This is a genomic window from Mesorhizobium sp. M0768, assembly GCF_040320195.1.
Taxonomy (GTDB): Bacteria; Pseudomonadota; Alphaproteobacteria; order Rhizobiales; family Rhizobiaceae; genus Mesorhizobium.
Genome location: NZ_JAMYPD010000006.1, coordinates 117,184 through 134,846, shown reverse-complemented (window position 1 = coordinate 134,846; position 17,663 = coordinate 117,184). Strand labels below are relative to the sequence as shown.

Sequence of the window (17,663 nt, the reverse complement as noted above, 5' to 3'; positions counted from 1 at the left end):
GTTTTTCAACAAGGGAGGAAGATCATGAAATTTCTACTTGCCACCGCTGCCGCTGCCCTGATGGCGCTGTCCATCGGCTCGGCTTTTTCCGCGGACCTCGCGCCGCTCAATTCCGACACCGAGAAGGATCGCATCGACTGGTCGCAGCTCGAGGCCAGGTTCGGTGCGTTCCCCAAGCTGCCCGAGGGTACCAAGGCGGGTGCGGTCTCCAAGACGCTGACCAATGAATACTGGCGCTCGCTGGGAGAGGGCTACAAGTCGTTCGGCGACCGCACCGGCGTGCCCGTCGTCTACCAGGCAGCGCAGAGCGAGGGCGACCAGCTCGGTCAGCTCACCATCGCCGAAGGTCTGGTCACACAGGGCTACAACGTGCTGCTCGTCTCGCCGCAGACCGACTCCAACCTGCAGCCGATCATGGAACAGGCCAAGGCGGCCAACGTGCCGGTGGTCAACGTCAACGACGCGGTCATCCCGCAGGCCGAGCATTATGTCGGTAATGTCCAGCGCGACAACGGCGTGCGCGTCGCCAAATGGTTCATCAAGAACCGGCCGGACGGCGGCAAGGTCGCCATCGTCGAAGGCCAGGCCGGCGTCTACGCCGCCGTCCAGCGCACCGATGGTTTCAAGACAACGATCACCGAGGCCGGCAAGTTCGACGTCGTCGCCAGCGTCCCCGGTAACTGGGATCGCCAGACCTCCTACGACGCGGCCACCAACATCCTGCAACAGCACCCCGATCTGATCGGCTTCTATGCCAACAATGACGGCATGGCGCTGGGCATCGTCGAGGCGGTCAAGGCTGCCGGGCTGCAGGACAAGGTTGCGGTCTTCGGCACCGACGGGATCTCCGACGCCTATGCCTCGATCCGCGCCGGCGAGCTGACCGGCACCGTCGATTCGTTCCCGGTGCTGACCGGCGAGGTGGCGCTGGAATCTGCGCTGCGGCTGGTGGCCGGGCAGAAGCTGCCGCGCGTCGTCGCCACGCCGCAGGCGCTGATCACCAAGGACAATGCCGACCGTTACTCTGGCGCCGGCGACGCCGTGCGCAAGGCGCTGCTCGAGGACGCGGCAGCGGGCCAGTAGAGCAGGGCCGGCAGGTGCCGGCCTTGGGTCGGCACCTTGCCTGGAGAACCGAAGCAATGTCAGCGCGGCTGCAATTCGAGGGCATTTCCAAAGAGTTTCCGGCTGTGCGGGCGCTGAGCGACGTGTCGTTTTCGGTCGGCGCCGGCGAGATCCGTGGCCTGCTCGGTGAAAACGGCGCCGGCAAATCGACGCTGCTGCGCATACTGTCAGGCGTCTACCGACCGACGGCGGGAAGCGTGCTGATCGACGGCAAGCCGGTGACGCTGAACAATCCGGTCGCCGCACGCGCCGCGGGCGTGGCGATGATCCATCAGGAATTACAGCAGGTGCCACGCCTCAGCGTCGCCCAGAACATGTTCCTCGGCCATCCGTTGACGCGCGGCGGCGTCTTCGTCGCACGGCGCGAGCAGGAAAGCCGCGCTGCGGAAGCGCTGGCCGCCATCGACCCAACCATCGATCCGGCAGCCCCGCTTGGCAGCCTGAAGGTGGCGCAGCGGCAGATCGTCGAGATCGCCCGGGCGCTGCTCGACCGCGCCAGGATCGTGGCGATGGACGAGCCGACGTCGAGCCTCACGCCGAGCGAGTTCGAACAGCTGGCGGAAGTCATTGCCGGTCTGGCACGCGACGGTGTCGCCGTCATCTATGTCTCGCACAAGCTGGACGAGGTGTTCGGCATCTGCGAGCGCGCCACTGTCATGCGCGACGGCGTTGTGGTCGAAACCGTCGATCTCGCGCAGGTGTCGGAAAAGGCCGTCGTTTCGATGATGGTCGGCCGCGAGCTTGCCCAGGAACAACACCGCTCGCATGCTTCCCCCGAGATCAGGCTGAGCGTGCGTGGCCTCGCCTCGGCAACCAAGGTCCGTGACGTTTCGTTCGACCTGCATCGCGGCGAGGTGTTGGGCATTGCCGGACTGGTCGGCTCCGGCCGCACCGAGCTGCTGCGGCTGCTGACCGGCGCCGACCGGGCCTCATCAGGCGCAATAGAGATCGACGGCAAGGCGGTAAAGCTTTCCAGTCCGCGCGACGCGATCGCGGCCGGCATCGGCCTGGTGCCGGAGGAGCGCAAGCGCGAAGGCATCGTGCCGTTGCGGTCGATCTCCAGCAACATGGCGCTGGCCTCGATGGGCGTGTTCGCGCCGCGCGGCCTCATCGACCACCGCCGGCTGAAGCGCGTCGCAGCCGAGAAGATGAAGCGAGTCAATCTCAGGCCGTTCCTGCTCGACCGGCCAATTCGGCTGTTCAGCGGCGGCAACCAGCAGAAAGCGATCATCGGCCGCTGGCTGGCGGCGGGAACGCGGATCCTTCTGTTCGACGAGCCGACGCGCGGCATCGATGTCGGCGCCAAGGCGGAGATCTACCACCTGATCGAGGAACTCGCCGCCGAAGGCCATTCGGTAATCGTCGTGTCGTCCGAACTCCCCGAGGTGATCCGGCTCGCCGACCGCGTGCTGGTCATGCGCGACGGCACGGTCGCCGCCGAACTGGGCCGCGCAAGTCTCAGCGAACACGCGATCGCCGCGCACGCCATACCTCAAACGAAGATTGAGGCCGGCAAGGCGCAAGGCCATCGGGCCGGTGCATAACGGACAGGACCAGCGGATGACCGATATAAGCCAACACACAGCAGCGCGCCCAAGGGCAGATTTCCTGCACCGGTTTTCCGTGCGCGACGCCGGCACGCTGATCGGCCTGGTGGTGATCCTTGCCGTCTTCGGGGCGCTGGTCCCCGGCTTTTTTGCCGAGCGTAACCTGATCAACATCCTGCAGCAGTCGAGCATCAATGCCTGCCTGGCGTTGGGCATGACGCTGGTCATCATCTCGGGCGGCATCGACCTGTCCGTCGGGCCGACGGCAGCCCTTTCGGCGGTCATCTCGGCCTCGATGCTGGTTGCCGGTGTGCCGTTTCCGCTGGCCATCGCCGCTGGCTTCGCCATCGGCCTCGCCTGCGGCCTGCTTAACGGCGTGCTGGTTGCCTATGTCGGGCTGCAGCCCTTCATCGTCACGCTGGGGACGCTCAGCACCTACCGGGCGCTGGCGCTGATCTATACCGGCGGCAATCCGGTGCTCGGCCTGCCTGCCGGCTTCCGTGCCATCTTCAACGGCTCGCTGTTCGGATTGCCGTTGGCGGTCATCATCGTGGCCGTGGTCGCGCTGATTGCCTGGATCATCCTCAAGAAGACGCCGTTTGGCGAATATCTGCTCGCCGTCGGCGGCAATGAGGAGGCGGCCTACATAGCCGGCGTGCCGATCGCCCGCACCAAGATCGCCGCCTATATGATCTCGGGCCTGCTGGCAGCGCTTGCAGCGCAGATCCTGATCGGCCGGCTGGGTGCGGCCGAACCCATTCTGGGCAATCTCTGGGAGCTCGACGCCATAGCAGCGGCGGCGATCGGCGGTGCCTCGCTGATGGGCGGCAAGGGCAGCGTCGTCGGCACCATCCTGGGTGCCGTCATCCTTGGCAGCATGCGCAACGGCCTGACGCTGATGAACGTGCAGTCCTTCTATCAGCTCCTGGCAACTGGCCTTATAATCCTCGCCGCGATGCTTATCGATCGCGTGACGAGGGGACGTGGATGACCTTGATCGGGCTGGACCTGAAAGCAGTAGGACCGCGCATTCGCATGATGATGCCGCATCTGACGCCGCTCGAGGCGAAGGTGGTTGAAACCGTCTTCGGACGGCGCGGCTTCGACGAGACCATACCGCTCAAGCAGATCGCCGAGGAGGCCGGTGTCTCGGAGGCGATGGTGGTCAAGATCGCCAAGAAGCTGGGTTTTTCCGGCTATCGCGATTTTCGCACGGCGGTCTATGAATACAGCCGCCTGCCGACCGCCGAGATGCATCAGGAGCTGTCGGTGGACGACAGTTCGGCCGAGATCGTGCAGAAGGTGTTCCGCACCTCTATCCAGGCGCTGGAGGAGACGCTCGCCATCCTCGACATGGACGATTTCGACCGTGCCGCCGATCTGCTTTACCGCGCCAGGAATCGCGATTTCTACGGCGTCGGCGGCTCGGCGCAGATCGCGCGCGACGTCTCGCACAAATTCCTGCGCATCGGCATCCGCACCTCCGTTTACGACGATTCGCACATGATGCTGATGTCGGCCTCGCTGCTCGGCGCCGACGACATCGCCGTCGGCTTTTCGCATTCCGGCAACACGAGCGCCGTCATCGACGCCATCCAACTTGCGCGCAAAAGCGGCGCGCGCACGCTGGCAATCACCAACTATGACAACTCGCCATTGGCAGCCGTCGCCGACATCGTGCTCTGCTCGACCGCGCAAGGCTCGCCGTTGATGGGTGAGAACGCGGCGGCGCGCATTGCCCAGCTCAACATCCTCGATGCGCTGTTCGTCGCGGTCGCGCAACGCGACTACCAGGCGGCGGAGCGCAATCTCGGCCGCACCATGTCTGCGGTGACGTCGAAACGGAAAGATAAGGGCACATGACGGCTTCCCCGCCGCTGGTGACCGTATTCGGCAGCCTGCATTACGACATCATGGTCGAAGCCCCCGATCGCCCACGCAAGGGCGAAACGGTCACCGGCCATGCCTGGCATCCGAAATGCGGCGGCAAGGGCGGCAACCAGGCGGTGTCGGCAGCGCGGGCCGGCGTGCGTGCGGCGATGATCGGAGCTGTCGGCGACGATGATTTCGGCCGCGCGCTTCTCGACAATCTTGATCGCAACGGCGTCGACCAGCGCTTCGTGGGAGTGGCTTCGGGCGCCGGCTCGGGCATGAGCGTAGCGATTTTCGACGACAGCGGCGACTATGGCGCGGTGATCGTCTCGGGCAGCAATCTCACTCTCGGCGAAAAGGACATTATTGAGGCGGCCGAGTTGATCGCGCAAACGGCGGTTCTGCTGCTGCAAAACGAGGTACCGGAAGCCGCCAACATTGCCGCGGCGCGAGCGGTGAAGGCGCATGGCGGCCGGGTCGTTCTCAATGCGGCGCCGGCGCGACAGCTGACAGCCGAACTGATCGCGCTGACCGACATCGTCATCGTCAACGCCATCGAGGCGGAGTTCCTGGCCGGCGTTCCGGTCGTCGACACGCTCGAGGGTGCTGCGAAGGCGGCCGGCATACTCGTCGGTTCCTATCCGGCTGCAATCGTCACGGCCGGCGGCGAGGGCGTTGCCTATCGCGACCGCGACGGCCAGGCATTCGCCTTGCCGGCGATGCCGGTGGAGGTGGTCAGCACCCACGGTGCCGGTGATGAATTCGTCGGCGCCTTTGCGGCGTGGCTTGCGCGTGGAGAGCCCGTCGAGGCGGCACTTGCCGCCGCCAACGCCGCCGCTGCCTCGCTGGTCGCAACGCTGGAGCGCGAGCGCGGGGGTCTTGATCAAGCTGAGCCTGCTCAGTGACCGCCGCGATTCAATCGCTGTCGCGCGCGATCAGTTCCAGCGGCCAGACTTCACGGATGATGCGTGCGCCTTCGGCGCCGGCGTAAGCCGGGATCGATGCCAGCAGCATTTCGGCCAACCGCTCGCCCATCGGCTCAAGCGCCGGGCGGAAGCCGGTCAGCGCCGGGGAAAAATAGCGGCAGAGCGGGGTGTCGACGATGACGATCACCGCGATGTCGTGGCCGGGCTTGATGCCCGCCTCTGCCAAAGCCTTGCAGCCGCCAAGCGCCATCGCGTCGTTGTTGAAGATGATGGCCGTCGGCGGGTCCTTGGAGCGCATGACCTTCGGCGTCACCGCGTAGCCGCCGGCCTCGTTGATGAAGCCGTCGGCGATCAACTCGGGGTCGAATTCGATGCCGTGCCGCCGCAACGCCTTGCGATAGCCGGCGAGGAACAGATAGCCAAAATTGAGGTCGAGCGACGGGCGGATGGCGGCGATGCGGCGATGACCGCGCGCGACGAGACGATCGACCGCGTCAGCCCCGGCTTTTTCGAAATCGAGGTCGAGCGAGGGATAGGCATCGCCGCCGGAGCGGCTGCGGCCGAGCGTCGCGAACGGGAAACCGGCCTGGGTCAGATAGTCGATGCGCTCGTCCTCGCGCCGCGTCCAGGCCAGCACCACCGCATCGGCCCGCCGCGTCTCGACGACACGGCGCAGGCGCTCCTGCTGATAGTCGCCCGGCGCGCCCATCACTACGATCAGGTCAAGGCCGCTTTCGGCGAGCTTGGCCTGCAACCCGGTCAGGAACGGAATGAAGAACGGCTCGCCATATTCCTGGTCGCCCGGATGCGGCTGCAGCATGAAGGCGATCGAATGGGTGGCGCCGCGCCGCAGGCTGCGGCCGGACTGGTTCGGTGAATAGTTCAGCTTCTTGGCCGCATCGAGCACGCGCTGGCGTGTGTCGGCATTGACGTCGGCGCGGCCGTTGAGCGCGCGCGACACCGTGCCGATGGAAATATTCAGGTGACGCGCAAGGTCGTGAATACTGGACGCCAAAGGACAGTTCTCCCCCTTGCTTGGCTAGCACCGGCCGCTCTTCAGGCCAAGCCGGCATCACGTTTTTCGCTATCGGCCAATTGACATTCTACGCCATCGGGTGTGTTCTCGTAAACGTTTACGGAAGAAACGTTTGCGGCCCTGCCGTGAACGCCGTGACGATCGGTCTGGAGGGGCCGAGAGGGAGGAGTGCTGGATGATCAATGTCGTCCTGGTCGGCTGCGGCGCGATGAGCAAGGCCTGGCTCGATGCGGCCAAGCAGATCGACGGGCTCGCCATTGTCGGCCTGGTTGATCTCGACGCCGAAAGGGCGCGGGCAAGGGCGCGCGAATACGAGCTTTCCGGCGCCGTCATCGGAACTGAGCTCGACGCCGTGCTCGACCAGACCAGGCCCGACGCGGTATTCGACGTCGTGGTTCCCGCCGCCCGCCGCGAGGTCGCGCTTTCCGCCTTTGCCCACCATTGCCATCTCTTGACCGAAAAGCCGCTGGCCGACAGCCCGGACAATGCGCGTGCCATTGTCGAGGCGGCCCGCAGCGCCGGCCGCATCCATGCCGTCGTGCAGAACCGCCGCTATGTCGCCAATGTCAGGCGCATCCGGCGCTTTCTCGATTCCGGCGCCATTGGTGCGCCAACCAGCATCCACGCCGATTTCTTCGTTGCGCCGCATTTCGGCGGTTTTCGCGAAGAGATGCGCCATGTGCTGCTGCTCGATATGGCGATCCACACATTCGATGCAGCCCGCTACATGGTGGCCGGCGAACCGGCCGGCGTCTATTGCCAGGAGTGGGAGCCGGCCAACTCCTGGTATCGGCAAGGGTCGTCGGCAACCGCAAGCTTCGACCTCGGCGGCGGCAAGCTGTTCACCTATGCCGGCAGCTGGTGCGCGGCCGGCTTCCGTACAAGCTGGGACAGTACATGGCGGATCGTCGCCGAGCGCGGCAGCATTGTCTGGGACGGCGCGGACGGATTGAAGGCGGAAGTCGTGCGGCCGGTCCGTGAAGGCCTGTTCGACCGCACCGAACCGATAGCCGTGCCGCCGCTCGACCCGGCAGATCGCGTCGGCGGCCATCTCGGCATCATCCAGGATTTCGTCCGCGCCGTCGAAACCGGCACCGAGCCGGAGACGCGCGGCGCTGACAACATCAAGAGCCTGGCCATGGTTTTCGCTGCGATCGAGAGCGCCGAAACCGGGCGCCGGGTCGCCATCGCTCAACAGGAAGGATCATGATGCCAAACCCGCTGCTCGACATCAGGATCGGCACCATGGTGCGCGCCAATCTGGACGACCCGGCCGCCTATGTCAGGCAGATTCTGCCGCTCGGCTTCGAGAGCATCCAGCCGTTCTTCTGGCAGACGCTGGGCGGCAAGGACATTCCGCGGCTGGCGGGCGAGATCCGCGAGGCGATCGGCGATGCCGATGTCATCGTCTCGTCGATCGGCGTGTTCGGCAATCCGCTGGAGAGCGGCGAGATCGATCGCGGCGTGCTCGAGGCGTGGGAAACGATCATCGACAACGCGCATCTGTTCGGCACGAATGTGGTCAGCGGCTTCACCGGCCGCATCCGCGGCAAGCCGCTGCCCGACAGCCTGCCGCGCTTCCGCGAGGTCTGGGGGAAGCTGGCAAAGCGGGCCGCCGACAAGGGCGTGCGCATCGCCTTCGAGAACTGCGCCATGGACGGCAACTGGGCCAGCGGCGACTGGAACATCGCCCACAATCCGGACGCCTGGGAGCTGATATTCAACGAATTGCCAAACGACAATCTCGGCCTGGAGTGGGAGCCCTGCCACCAGCTGGTCTATCTGATCGATCCGATCCCGCAGATCCGCAAATGGGCGCAGCGTATCTTCCACGTCCACGGCAAGGACGCGACGGTGCGCTGGGACGTGATCCGCGAACATGGCGTGTTCGGCCGCCTGCCGTTCGTGCAGATGCGCACCCCTGGCTTCGGCGACAGCGACTGGACGCGGGTGATCAGCGAGCTGCGGCTGGTCGGCTACAAGGGCGCCATCGACATCGAGGGCTGGCACGACCCGGTCTATCGCGGCGATCTCGAGATCACCGGCCAGGCGCGTGCGCTGGATTATCTCCAACAATGCCGGGGAGGCGCGAGCTACCTGCCGAACCCGGTGTGAGGCTAATGCATGTCGCGCAAAAGTGCCCAGCGGTTTTGCGATAACGGCATCCATAAAACAGGACAAGCCGGCGGGAGGTGCCGGCCAGCGAAAGATTGCGGCGCAATGCCGAAGCGATCGTCAAAACCCCTCGGCTAGCGAGGGAACAAAGGGAGGATAAGTGCATGAGCATTACGATGAGAAGGACAGTTCTGCGCTCGACCGTCGCGGCGGCCGCGATGGCGCTCGCCGCCGCACTCTCGACCTTGCCGGCGCAGGCGCTCGATGCCCAGTGGTGCAAGGATGTCCATATCCGTTTCTTCGTCGGCGGCGCCGAGGGCGATGCCTTCGGCACGATCGTCTATAATGGTGCCAAGCAGGCGGCGGCCGATCTCGGGCCGAAGGTCGACTACATCTTTTCGCAGTGGGATGTCGAGAAGATGGTGCAGCAATTGCGCGAGGCTGTCGCGGTCAAGCCCCAAGGCATCGCCATGATGGGCCACCCCGGCGACGCCGCGATCATGCCGCTGGCCGAACAGGCGCACAAGGACGGCATCAAGATGATGTACCAGAACGTGCCGGTGCCGACGGTCACGGCGGCGTTCGGCGGCGGCTATGTCGGTGCCCAGCAGGAGCAGCAGGGCCGTGCGCTTGGCGCCGAGGCGGTCAAGCTGGCCGGGCTCAAGGCCGGCGACAAGGCAATCATGATCGGCCCGTTCGAGAACGAGAGCCGCGGCGCGCGCGAACGCGGCACTGTCGCTGCCCTCAAGGAAGCGGGTGTCGAGGTCATACAGCTCTCCTCGCCACCGAGCGGCGAATGGGCTTCCGACCCCAATCTGGCCCTTCCGGTGATCACCGCGGCACTGCTCAACAATCCCGACGTCAAGGCGGTTGGCTATCCCGGCGGACAGATGCTGGGCAACGTCCCGACTTACATGCAGGCGGCGGGCAGGAAGCCGGGCGATATCTTCAACTTCGGCTTCGACACCAGCCCGCAGATCGTAGAGGGCTTCAAGGGCGGCTGGGTGCAGCTGACGGCCGACCAGCAGCCGTTCCTGCAGGGCTATCTGCCGATCCTCAGCCTCTGCCAGCAGGTTGTGCTGGGTCTCGCACCGATGAATGTCGATACCGGCGCCGGCTTCGTCACGCCGCAGAATTACGAGATCGTCGCCGAGCTCGCCAAGCAGGCGCTGCGCTGACCTCCCAAGCCGCCGGCCGGGATCGAGCCCGGCCGGCGGGACCGCCGGCGAAAAGGCCGGCACGCGACAATCAAGCGAGGATCGCCATGGCCGAACGCATCATCGAACTGCGCGACATCAGCAAGTCCTACGGCCAGGTGTATGCGCTGGGCGGGGTCAATCTCAGCGTCGACCGCGGCGAGGTGGTCGGCCTGATCGGCGACAATGGCGCCGGCAAGTCGACGCTGATCAAGATCCTGTCCGGCGTGGTCAAACCGACCAGCGGCGAGATTCTCGTCCGCGGCAAGCCGGTGACCGGATGGAGCCCTGCGCGCTCGCGCGACGCCGGCATCGAAACGGTGTTCCAGGACCGGGCGCTCGCCGTGCAGCAGACGATCGTGCGCAACATCTTCATGGGCCGCGAGCTCACCGGCTGGCTTGGCTGGCTGAAGGTCAACAAGGAGATCGCGGAGGCGAGCCGGCTGATGCGCGAGATCGGCTTCACCTCGAAAGTGTTCACGCCACAGTCGATCGTCGGCCAGCTCTCGGGCGGCGAACGCCAGGGCGTGGCGATCGCGCGGGCCATCTATAAGAAGGCGGAGCTGATAGTCCTCGACGAACCGACGACCGCGCTATCGCTGACCGAGACCGCCAAGGTCTTCCACTTCGTGCGCCAAGTGCGAGCGAGCGGGCGCTCGATCCTGTTCATCGGCCACAACATCCACCACGTCTTCGATATCGCCGATCGCTTCGTGGTGCTGGATCGCGGCAAGGTCGCGCTCAGCGCCGACCGCAGCGAGGTCAAATCGGCCGAAGACCTGATCAATTTCATGGAAGACGTCGCCCACCCCAGCGGATTGCCGGGGTTGCACGACGCGGGCGATGCGGGGAGGGCGGCACGATGAGCAAGACCATGGAACCCGATCTGCAGAGCCCCCTCGGCGGCAGGCACGGCGAAACCGCCGGGAAAGAGTGGAGACACCCGTCCGACAACTGGCTGCGCGGGTTCATCCTCGACAACCGCGCCGCGCTCGGCACGCTTGCCGTGTTCATCGTCATGATGGCGGTGTTCATGATCGCCAACCCGATCGTGTTCACCACCTGGTATCTCTACAGCTCCGTGCTGACCACGCTGCCGGTGGCGCTGTTCGTGGTGGTGCCGCTGGTCTTCGTCGTCACTTGCGGCGAGATCGACCTGTCGTTTCCGGCGACCATGGGCTTTGCCTCCTGGGTGTTTGCGCTGGTCGTGCAGGCCGGCTACGACCCGTTCCTCGGCATCGCCGCCGCAATGGTCACCGGCATGCTGCTCGGCTTCCTGGTCGGCTCCCTGGTCGTCTATGGCGGGTTGTCGTCGCTGATCGCCACGCTCGGCATGAATTTCCTGCTGCGCGGCCTGATCCAGATCATCAACGAGGGCAGGTCGACGGCACTGACCGGTCTTGCCGACAGCTGGGCCTACAAGATCTTCTCCAGCCAGCTTTATGGCATTCCGGTGCAGATCTTCTGGGCCATCGCGTTCGTCGTGCTGTCGGCGCTGCTTTACAACCGCCATCGCTTCGGCGCGCAGGTCAAGGTGGTCGGCGACAATCCCGACAGCGCCCAGCAGATGGGTATCGACGTCAAGCGCGTGCAGGTGAAAGTGTTCGTCTTCGTCGGCATCGGGGCTGCGATCGCCGGCACGTTTTCGGTGATGATCAACTTCACCTGGTGGCCGACGGCGGGGGACGGATACCTGCTGCCGGTGCTGGCATCGGTGTTCGTCGGCGGCACCCCGACCTGGGGTGGCATCGGCACCGTGGTCGGCGGCGCGATCGGCGCGGTCACGGTCTCGTTCATCCAGACCGGCGTCGTCGCGGCAGGCCTGAGCGGCTTCTATGTCCAGTTCTTCAACGGGCTGATCATCATCCTGTCGCTGCTTGGCCATAAGTGGAACCAGGCGCGGTATCGCTAGCGCCCGGCGGCCTCACACCCCGGTGACAAACCCGTCCAGCACGCGTTTCTGGCCGGCCTTGTCGAAGTCGATGGTCAGCTTGTTGCCTTCGATGGCCGAGATGTTGCCGTTGCCGAATTTCTGGTGGAAGACGCGGTCGCCGACGCTGAAGGGGGACGGCGTGTCGGCGACGGATTTGGCGACCAGCTCGCCGTCGATGGTGCGGCCCTTGACCGAGGTGCGGCCGGCGCCGTAGCCGGAGTCGGTTTCGCCATAGCCGATGCGCTCGACCTGGTGGCCGGAGCGGGTGCCCCAATTGCGGTCGGTCGCCTCGGTGCGGTTGGCCTGAGCGCGCTGCCAGCCCGGCGTCGCATAGGTGCTGGAGAAAGCGCCGGATTTTTCAGCACCGTTATTGCCGCCGATGTTGTCGAAGCGCGATGCTCCATAGGGGTTCTGCCTGCCTGCACCTTGGCCTCCACGACCGGAGGCGAACGAGCCGCCGCCATAGGCATTGCCGTAGCCGCCGTAGGAGTTGCCGCTCTCGGAAACTTCGACATGGGCTTCCGGCAGCTCGTCGATGAAGCGTGACGAGATGGTCGATTGCCAGAGGCCGTGGATGCGGCGGTTGGAGACGAACCAGATGTGCAGGTTCTTCTTGGCGCGGGTCAGCCCGACATAGGCGAGGCGGCGTTCCTCCTCCAGCCCTGAGCGGCCGCCCTCGTCGAGGGAACGCTGGTGCGGGAACAGCCCTTCTTCCCAGCCGGGCAGGAACACGGTTTCGAATTCGAGGCCCTTGGCCGAATGCAGCGTCATGATGTTGACCGCGTCGAGCTCGGCATTCTGCTCGGCGTCCATGACGAGTGCTACATGTTCGAGGAAGGAGCGCAGCGATTCATACTCCTCCATGGAGCGGATCAGTTCCTTCAGGTTTTCCAACCGTCCCGGTGCTTCGACCGAGCGGTCGTTCTTCCACATATCGGTGTAGCCGCTCTCCTCCAGAATGGTCTCGGCGAGCTCGGTGTGCGGGGTGGTTTCCAGCGCCTTCTGCCAGCGCTCAAAATTGGCCGCGACCTCACGAAGTGCGGCGCGTGGCTTCGGCTTCAGCTCGTCGCTCTCGGCGAGTTTTGCCGCCGCCTCCAGCATCGGGATGCGCAGCGTCCGTGCGGTGTCGTGGATCTGGCGGATGGTGGCCTCGCCCAAGCCGCGCTTCGGCACGTTGACGATGCGCTCGAAGGCGAGGTCGTCGGCGCCTTGTGCGACGACGCGGAAGAAGGCCAACGCATCGCGGATTTCGAGGCGCTCGTAGAAGCGCGGGCCGCCGATGACGCGGTAGTTGAGGCCGAGCGTGACGAAGCGGTCCTCGAATTCGCGCATCTGGAAGGACGCGCGGACGAGGATCGCCATGTCGTTGAGATTGTGCTTCTGGCGCTGATAAGCCTCGATGGTCTCGCCGACGGCGCGGGCCTCCTCTTCGGAATCCCAGGCGGCGTGGACATGCACCTTCTCGTCGTCCTCGGCGATCTTTTCGGTGAACAGCGTCTTGCCGAAGCGGCCCTCATTGTGGGCGATGAGGTGGGAGGCGGTGCCGAGGATGTGCGCGGTCGAGCGATAGTTGCGCTCCAGCCGGATGATGGTGGCGCCGGGAAAATCCTTGTCGAAGCGCAGGATGTTGTCGACCTCGGCGCCGCGCCAGCCATAGATCGACTGGTCGTCGTCGCCGACGCAGCAGATATTTACGGTGGACAGGCGCGGGCTTCCCTCCCCCTTGAGGGGAGGGTGGCCGGGCGAAGCCCGGTCGGGTGGGGTCCGTGCGGCAGTGCTTGACCTACCGGCGGCAGTGCTCGACGCTCTAGCGGTGCCTTCTGCGGCAACCCCCTCCGCCCGCTTCGCGGGCACCTCCCCCTCAAGGGGGGAGGATTGCGGCCGCTGCGCCAAGAGCCGCAGCCACATGTACTGGGCGGTGTTGGTGTCCTGATATTCGTCGACGAGGATGTAGCGGAAGCGCTTGTGGTATTCCTTCAGCACGTCCGGATTGGCGCGGAAGATGCGGATCGGATGGCACAGGAGATCGCCGAAGTCGCAAGCGTTCAGCGTTTTCAGCCGCTCCTGATAGGCCTTGTAGAGCTCGCGGCCCTTGCCGTTGGCGAAGGCACGGGCATCGCCCTCGGGGATGTCGGCAGGACCGAGGCCCTTGTTCTTCCAGCCGTCGATCATCTGGGCGAACTGCTTGGCCGGCCAGCGCTTGTCGTCCAGCCCTTCGGCCTGGATAAGCTGCTTGATCAGGCGCACCACGTCGTCGGTGTCGAGAATGGTGAAGTCGGATTTGAGCCCGGCCAGCTCGGCATGTCTGCGCAGCAGCTTCACTCCAATCGAGTGGAAGGTGCCGAGCCACGGCATGCCCTCGACATTGCCTTCGCCGATCAACAGGCCGATGCGCTGCTTCATCTCGCGCGCCGCCTTGTTGGTGAAGGTGACGGCGAGGATCTGCGAGGGGAAAGCCTTGCCGGTGGCAAGGATGTGGGCGATGCGGGTGGTCAGGACGCGCGTCTTGCCGGTGCCGGCGCCGGCCAACACCAGAACCGGGCCTTCGGTGGTCTCAACCGCCAGCCGCTGCTCGGGGTTCAACCCCTTGAGATAGTCGGGCGCATTGTTGTGGCCGCTGCGGGCAGCCATGGCGCGCGCGGCAATGCCCGACGGGGCCGCGGGCCGCGCGTTCGGTTCGTCAAAAAAGGGCATGTCTTCCGAAAAGCCGGACATCTCCCCCCGAATGTAGTGATTCGGCAGCGAAAGGCCAGAAGTGTCTCCGTTTTGTTCTGTGTCCAGTCGGTGGACTCACAATCTGAATGGGTCCGCTAACCAAAACGCCGGGCTTGCGATGGGCCGGCACCGTAAAACGCCGAGCTTGCTTGACAGTGGAAGCGGGCCGGAGAAAGTTGCGTGGGGGCAGGAACGCAATGCGGGGTTGCCCATGGACGCGTCGCGGAGCGCACCAGTCGAAGGAGCACCGTCTTGGCTGTGGTCATCACCTCCCTGATCCTTTTCCTCATCGGCCTGGCGATTGGCGGCGGCGGCATCTGGCTCGTGACGCTGGGCGGCAGCTGGTACTACGTCATCGTCGGTCTAGCTTTCCTTGTCGCGGCCTGGCTGCTCTACAGGCGCAGATCCACGGCGCTGTGGCTCTACGCGGCGATCGTGCTCGGCACGCTCGCCTGGGCGGTCTGGGAGATCGGCTTCGACTGGTGGGAGCTCGGCCCGCGCGGCGGCATCATCGTGCTTGTCGCGCTATGGCTGTTGACGCCATGGGCGCGGCGCGGGCTTACCGGTCCCGACGGACGCGCACCGCTTATCCTCGCCGTACTGGCATCGCTTGCCGTCGCCGGTTATTCGATGACGACCGATCCAAAGGATATTACGGGTGAACTCAACACCGACAAGGTGACGCCGACGGCCGATCTTGGCGGCAACGTGCCGGCTGGCGAATGGCACTATTACGGTCGCACGCAATACGGCCAGCGCTATTCGCCGCTCGACCAGATCACCGCCGAAAACGTTGCCAATCTGCAGCCGGCCTGGACCTATCGCACCGGCGACGTGAAAGGGCCCGACGACATCGGCGAGACGACCTATCAGGTGACGCCGCTGAAGATTGCCGACACGCTCTACATCTGCACGCCGCATAATTTCGCCATCGCCATCGATGCCGCGAGCGGTAAGGAGAAATGGCGCTTCGATCCGCAGGTCAAGCTCAACAAGGACCGCCAGCACCAGACCTGCCGCGGCGTGGCCTATTATGCCGATGCCAAGGTCGCCGCCGGCCAGCCCTGCGCCACACGCATCTACCTGCCGACATCCGACGCCCGGCTGATCGCGCTCGATGCGGCGAATGGCCAGGTCTGCCCGACTTTCGCCGAAGGCGGCACGCTGAACCTGCTCGCCAACATGCCATATCCGAAGCCGGGCTATTATTATTCGACCTCGGCGCCGCTGATCGTCGCCAACAAGATCATCGTCGGCGGCGCGGTCAACGACAATTATTCGACGCAGGAGCCGTCCGGGGTCATCCGTGCCTACGATGCCGACACCGGCGCGCTGTTGTGGAATTGGGATTCGGGCAATCCCGACCAGACGATGCCGCTGCCGCCGGACCAGACCTACACCAACAACTCACCCAACATGTGGTCGACGGCGAGCGTCGACGAGAAGCTCGGGCTGCTATATGTGCCGCTCGGCAACAAGACGCCGGACCAGCTCGGCGCTGGGCGCAGCGCCAATGACGAGAAATTCTCCTCGTCGATCACCGCGCTCGATCTCAACAGCGGACAATTGCGCTGGGTGCGGCAGACCGTGCACCACGATCTCTGGGACATGGACGTGCCGGCGCAGCCGACGCTGGTCGACATCACCACGGAAAGTGGCGTGGTGCCGGCGCTGGTCGGGCCGACCAAGCAGGGCGACCTCTATGTGCTCGACCGGCGCAGCGGCGAGCCGATCGTTCCGGTCAAGGAAGTGCCGGCACCGGGCGGCGCCATCGAGGGCGACCATACCTCGCCGACGCAGCCGGTCTCGGATCTCAGCTTCAGTCCGAAACCGCTGACCGGTGCCGACATGTGGGGCATTACCATGTTCGACCAGCTGGCCTGCCGGATCGAGCTCCGGAAGTTGCGCTATGAGGGCCGCTACACGCCGCCGTCGCTGCAGGGCTCGCTGATCTACCCCGGCAATTTCGGCACCTTCAACTGGGGCGGCGTGGCAGTCGATCCGGTCCGGCAGGTGATGTTCGGCATGCCGACATACCTGGCGTTCATCTCCAAGCTGGTGCCGCGCGCCGACGTGCCGCCGCCCGGTGACACCAAGGGCAGCGAACAGGGCCTGAACCGCAATGACGGTGCGCCTTACGCAGTAATATTGAAGCCGTTCCTGTCGCCGCTCGGCATTCCCTGCCAGGCGCCGCCCTGGGGCTATGTGGCGGGTGCCGACCTTCGGACCGGCAAGATCGTCTACAAGCATCGCAACGGCACCGTCTACGACATGACGCCGCTGCCGCTGCCATTCAAGGTCGGCGTGCCCGGCATTGGCGGGCCGATGATCACTGCCGGCGGCGTCGCCTTCCTCGGTGCGGCGGTCGACGACTATGTGCGCGCCTATGACCTGACGACCGGCAAACAGCTCTGGCAGGCGCGGCTGCCGGCCGGCGGGCAGTCGACACCGATGACCTACACGGTAGCCGACGGACGCCAGTTGGTCGTCATCGTTGCCGGCGGCCACGGCTCGGTCGGTACCAAGCCGGGCGACTATGTGATGGCCTATACGCTGCCGAAATAGAGAAGTTCCTTCAGAGCCCGAGATGCCCTTTCAGGTCGGGTACCGATGCAAGTACCTCACTGGTCAGCTGCGGGCCGGCGGCTGTCTCGGCCTGCTGGACCAGCATCGTGCCGGCCTGGCTGATCTGTGCGAGCGTGAGGCCTGATGCCTTGAGTATGGCGACGCCGTTGATCAGCGCGCCGGTCTTTTCGCCGAGAGCGCCGCCGAGCGCGCCCTCCAGCGAGGACAGGAGGCCACCACCGGAAGCCGCGCCGGGAGCCATGACATCATATTGCTTGGCCAGGGCGTCGGCTCCCGGGATTTTGGCAAAGAAGCTGGACAGAGTCGTGCCTTCCGCCTCGTGTTCGAGCACCGAGAAAATCGTGCCGGCGACCTTTTCCGTCAAAGCCTGGTTGAGACCGGATTTCTGGGAGACGGTGTTGATGATGTCCTGAACGTCCATGACCTTTCCTCAGGCTTTGGTGTTTGCGGGCGGGTGCCGGTTGGCGCGGATCTTGATCAACGATCGTTTGAAGGCGGTGAAGGCAGTGAACCGCAGCGCCAGCAAAGCCATAGCGGCGAGGGCGAACCCACTTGCCAGAAGCGGGGAGGGAAAGGTCATGGGCGTGTTCCTTCGTCGTCAATCAGGCATTCTTT

The 17,663-nt window shown here is 65.1% G+C and carries 15 protein-coding genes; 11 read left to right on the top strand and 4 right to left on the bottom strand.

Going from position 1 to position 17,663, the window contains the following annotated elements:
• Positions 1 to 24 precede the first annotated feature (24 nt).
• The 5 genes from NKI08_RS10790 to NKI08_RS10770 are packed head-to-tail and all read left to right on the top strand — an operon-like array spanning position 25 to position 5,446.
• Complete coding sequence (locus tag NKI08_RS10790) at positions 25 to 1,083, top strand: sugar ABC transporter substrate-binding protein (protein ID WP_352539538.1); 1,059 nt, start codon at positions 25 to 27, stop codon at positions 1,081 to 1,083.
• Positions 1,084 to 1,139: 56 nt separating this feature from the next.
• On the top strand, positions 1,140 to 2,666 hold the full coding sequence (locus NKI08_RS10785) for a sugar ABC transporter ATP-binding protein (RefSeq protein WP_352768995.1): 1,527 nt from the start codon (positions 1,140 to 1,142) through the stop codon (positions 2,664 to 2,666).
• A 16-nt stretch (positions 2,667 to 2,682) separates the two neighbouring features.
• Positions 2,683 to 3,660 carry an ABC transporter permease gene (locus tag NKI08_RS10780; RefSeq protein WP_352450097.1) on the top strand — a complete coding sequence of 326 codons (978 nt, stop codon included), beginning with the start codon at positions 2,683 to 2,685 and terminating at the stop codon, positions 3,658 to 3,660.
• Entirely contained in the window at positions 3,657 to 4,532 is an 876-nt protein-coding gene (locus tag NKI08_RS10775) for a MurR/RpiR family transcriptional regulator (protein WP_352768991.1), read from the top strand. The genes NKI08_RS10780 and NKI08_RS10775 overlap by 4 nt, the downstream gene beginning before the upstream one ends.
• Positions 4,529 to 5,446 (top strand): ribokinase, encoded by a 918-nt coding sequence (locus NKI08_RS10770; RefSeq protein ID WP_352768988.1) that lies wholly within the window; start codon positions 4,529 to 4,531, stop codon positions 5,444 to 5,446. The genes NKI08_RS10775 and NKI08_RS10770 overlap by 4 nt, the downstream gene beginning before the upstream one ends.
• A gap of 10 nt (positions 5,447 to 5,456) precedes the next feature.
• On the opposite strand, the gene NKI08_RS10765 is transcribed toward NKI08_RS10770, so the two are convergent.
• Positions 5,457 to 6,482, bottom strand: coding sequence for a LacI family DNA-binding transcriptional regulator (locus NKI08_RS10765; RefSeq protein WP_352768984.1), 1,026 nt, complete (start codon positions 6,480 to 6,482; stop codon positions 5,457 to 5,459).
• Positions 6,483 to 6,678: 196 nt separating this feature from the next.
• Here NKI08_RS10765 and NKI08_RS10760 point away from each other — a divergent pair, with 196 nt between their 5' ends.
• From NKI08_RS10760 to NKI08_RS10740, 5 genes are all read left to right on the top strand, one after another.
• On the top strand, positions 6,679 to 7,713 hold the full coding sequence (locus NKI08_RS10760; protein WP_352768982.1) for a Gfo/Idh/MocA family protein: 1,035 nt from the start codon (positions 6,679 to 6,681) through the stop codon (positions 7,711 to 7,713).
• Complete coding sequence (locus tag NKI08_RS10755) at positions 7,713 to 8,618, top strand: sugar phosphate isomerase/epimerase family protein (protein ID WP_352768044.1); 906 nt, start codon at positions 7,713 to 7,715, stop codon at positions 8,616 to 8,618. The genes NKI08_RS10760 and NKI08_RS10755 overlap by 1 nt, the downstream gene beginning before the upstream one ends.
• A gap of 164 nt (positions 8,619 to 8,782) precedes the next feature.
• On the top strand, positions 8,783 to 9,796 hold the full coding sequence (locus tag NKI08_RS10750) for a substrate-binding domain-containing protein (protein ID WP_023676725.1): 1,014 nt from the start codon (positions 8,783 to 8,785) through the stop codon (positions 9,794 to 9,796).
• 86 nt (positions 9,797 to 9,882) lie between these two features.
• Positions 9,883 to 10,680, top strand: a complete 798-nt coding sequence (locus tag NKI08_RS10745; RefSeq protein ID WP_352768980.1) for an ATP-binding cassette domain-containing protein — start codon at positions 9,883 to 9,885, stop codon at positions 10,678 to 10,680.
• Positions 10,677 to 11,726 carry an ABC transporter permease gene (locus NKI08_RS10740; protein WP_352768977.1) on the top strand — a complete coding sequence of 350 codons (1,050 nt, stop codon included), beginning with the start codon at positions 10,677 to 10,679 and terminating at the stop codon, positions 11,724 to 11,726. Before NKI08_RS10745 ends, NKI08_RS10740 begins: the two co-directional genes overlap by 4 nt.
• Positions 11,727 to 11,738: 12 nt before the next feature.
• Here NKI08_RS10740 and NKI08_RS10735 read toward each other — a convergent pair whose 3' ends face one another.
• Complete coding sequence (locus NKI08_RS10735) at positions 11,739 to 14,462, bottom strand: ATP-dependent helicase (RefSeq protein ID WP_352768975.1); 2,724 nt, start codon at positions 14,460 to 14,462, stop codon at positions 11,739 to 11,741.
• 252 nt (positions 14,463 to 14,714) lie between these two features.
• Between NKI08_RS10735 and NKI08_RS10730 the strand changes: the two genes are divergently transcribed.
• Complete coding sequence (locus tag NKI08_RS10730; protein ID WP_352768972.1) at positions 14,715 to 17,027, top strand: glucose/quinate/shikimate family membrane-bound PQQ-dependent dehydrogenase; 2,313 nt, start codon at positions 14,715 to 14,717, stop codon at positions 17,025 to 17,027.
• Positions 17,028 to 17,037: 10 nt separating this feature from the next.
• Here the strand turns inward: NKI08_RS10730 and NKI08_RS10725 are convergent, their stop codons facing one another.
• Entirely contained in the window at positions 17,038 to 17,469 is a 432-nt protein-coding gene (locus tag NKI08_RS10725; protein ID WP_352614313.1) for a hypothetical protein, read from the bottom strand.
• A gap of 9 nt (positions 17,470 to 17,478) precedes the next feature.
• Entirely contained in the window at positions 17,479 to 17,628 is a 150-nt protein-coding gene (locus NKI08_RS10720; protein WP_023676719.1) for a hypothetical protein, read from the bottom strand.
• Positions 17,629 to 17,663: the final 35 nt, after the last annotated feature.

What these genes read in the sequence shown, in the direction of transcription:
- NKI08_RS10740 (WP_352768977.1), top strand. Translation starts at nt 10,677, where the DNA reads ATGAGCAAGACCATGGAACCCGATCTGCAGAGCCCCCTCGGCGGCAGG.
- NKI08_RS10720 (WP_023676719.1), bottom strand. Translation starts at nt 17,628, where the DNA reads ATGACCTTTCCCTCCCCGCTTCTGGCAAGTGGGTTCGCCCTCGCCGCT.
- NKI08_RS10780 (WP_352450097.1), top strand. Translation starts at nt 2,683, where the DNA reads ATGACCGATATAAGCCAACACACAGCAGCGCGCCCAAGGGCAGATTTC.
- NKI08_RS10755 (WP_352768044.1), top strand. Translation starts at nt 7,713, where the DNA reads ATGCCAAACCCGCTGCTCGACATCAGGATCGGCACCATGGTGCGCGCC.
- NKI08_RS10785 (WP_352768995.1), top strand. Translation starts at nt 1,140, where the DNA reads ATGTCAGCGCGGCTGCAATTCGAGGGCATTTCCAAAGAGTTTCCGGCT.
- NKI08_RS10790 (WP_352539538.1), top strand. Translation starts at nt 25, where the DNA reads ATGAAATTTCTACTTGCCACCGCTGCCGCTGCCCTGATGGCGCTGTCC.
- NKI08_RS10775 (WP_352768991.1), top strand. Translation starts at nt 3,657, where the DNA reads ATGACCTTGATCGGGCTGGACCTGAAAGCAGTAGGACCGCGCATTCGC.
- NKI08_RS10760 (WP_352768982.1), top strand. Translation starts at nt 6,679, where the DNA reads ATGATCAATGTCGTCCTGGTCGGCTGCGGCGCGATGAGCAAGGCCTGG.
- NKI08_RS10745 (WP_352768980.1), top strand. Translation starts at nt 9,883, where the DNA reads ATGGCCGAACGCATCATCGAACTGCGCGACATCAGCAAGTCCTACGGC.
- NKI08_RS10770 (WP_352768988.1), top strand. Translation starts at nt 4,529, where the DNA reads ATGACGGCTTCCCCGCCGCTGGTGACCGTATTCGGCAGCCTGCATTAC.
- NKI08_RS10735 (WP_352768975.1), bottom strand. Translation starts at nt 14,462, where the DNA reads ATGTCCGGCTTTTCGGAAGACATGCCCTTTTTTGACGAACCGAACGCG.
- NKI08_RS10750 (WP_023676725.1), top strand. Translation starts at nt 8,783, where the DNA reads ATGAGCATTACGATGAGAAGGACAGTTCTGCGCTCGACCGTCGCGGCG.
- NKI08_RS10725 (WP_352614313.1), bottom strand. Translation starts at nt 17,469, where the DNA reads ATGGACGTTCAGGACATCATCAACACCGTCTCCCAGAAATCCGGTCTC.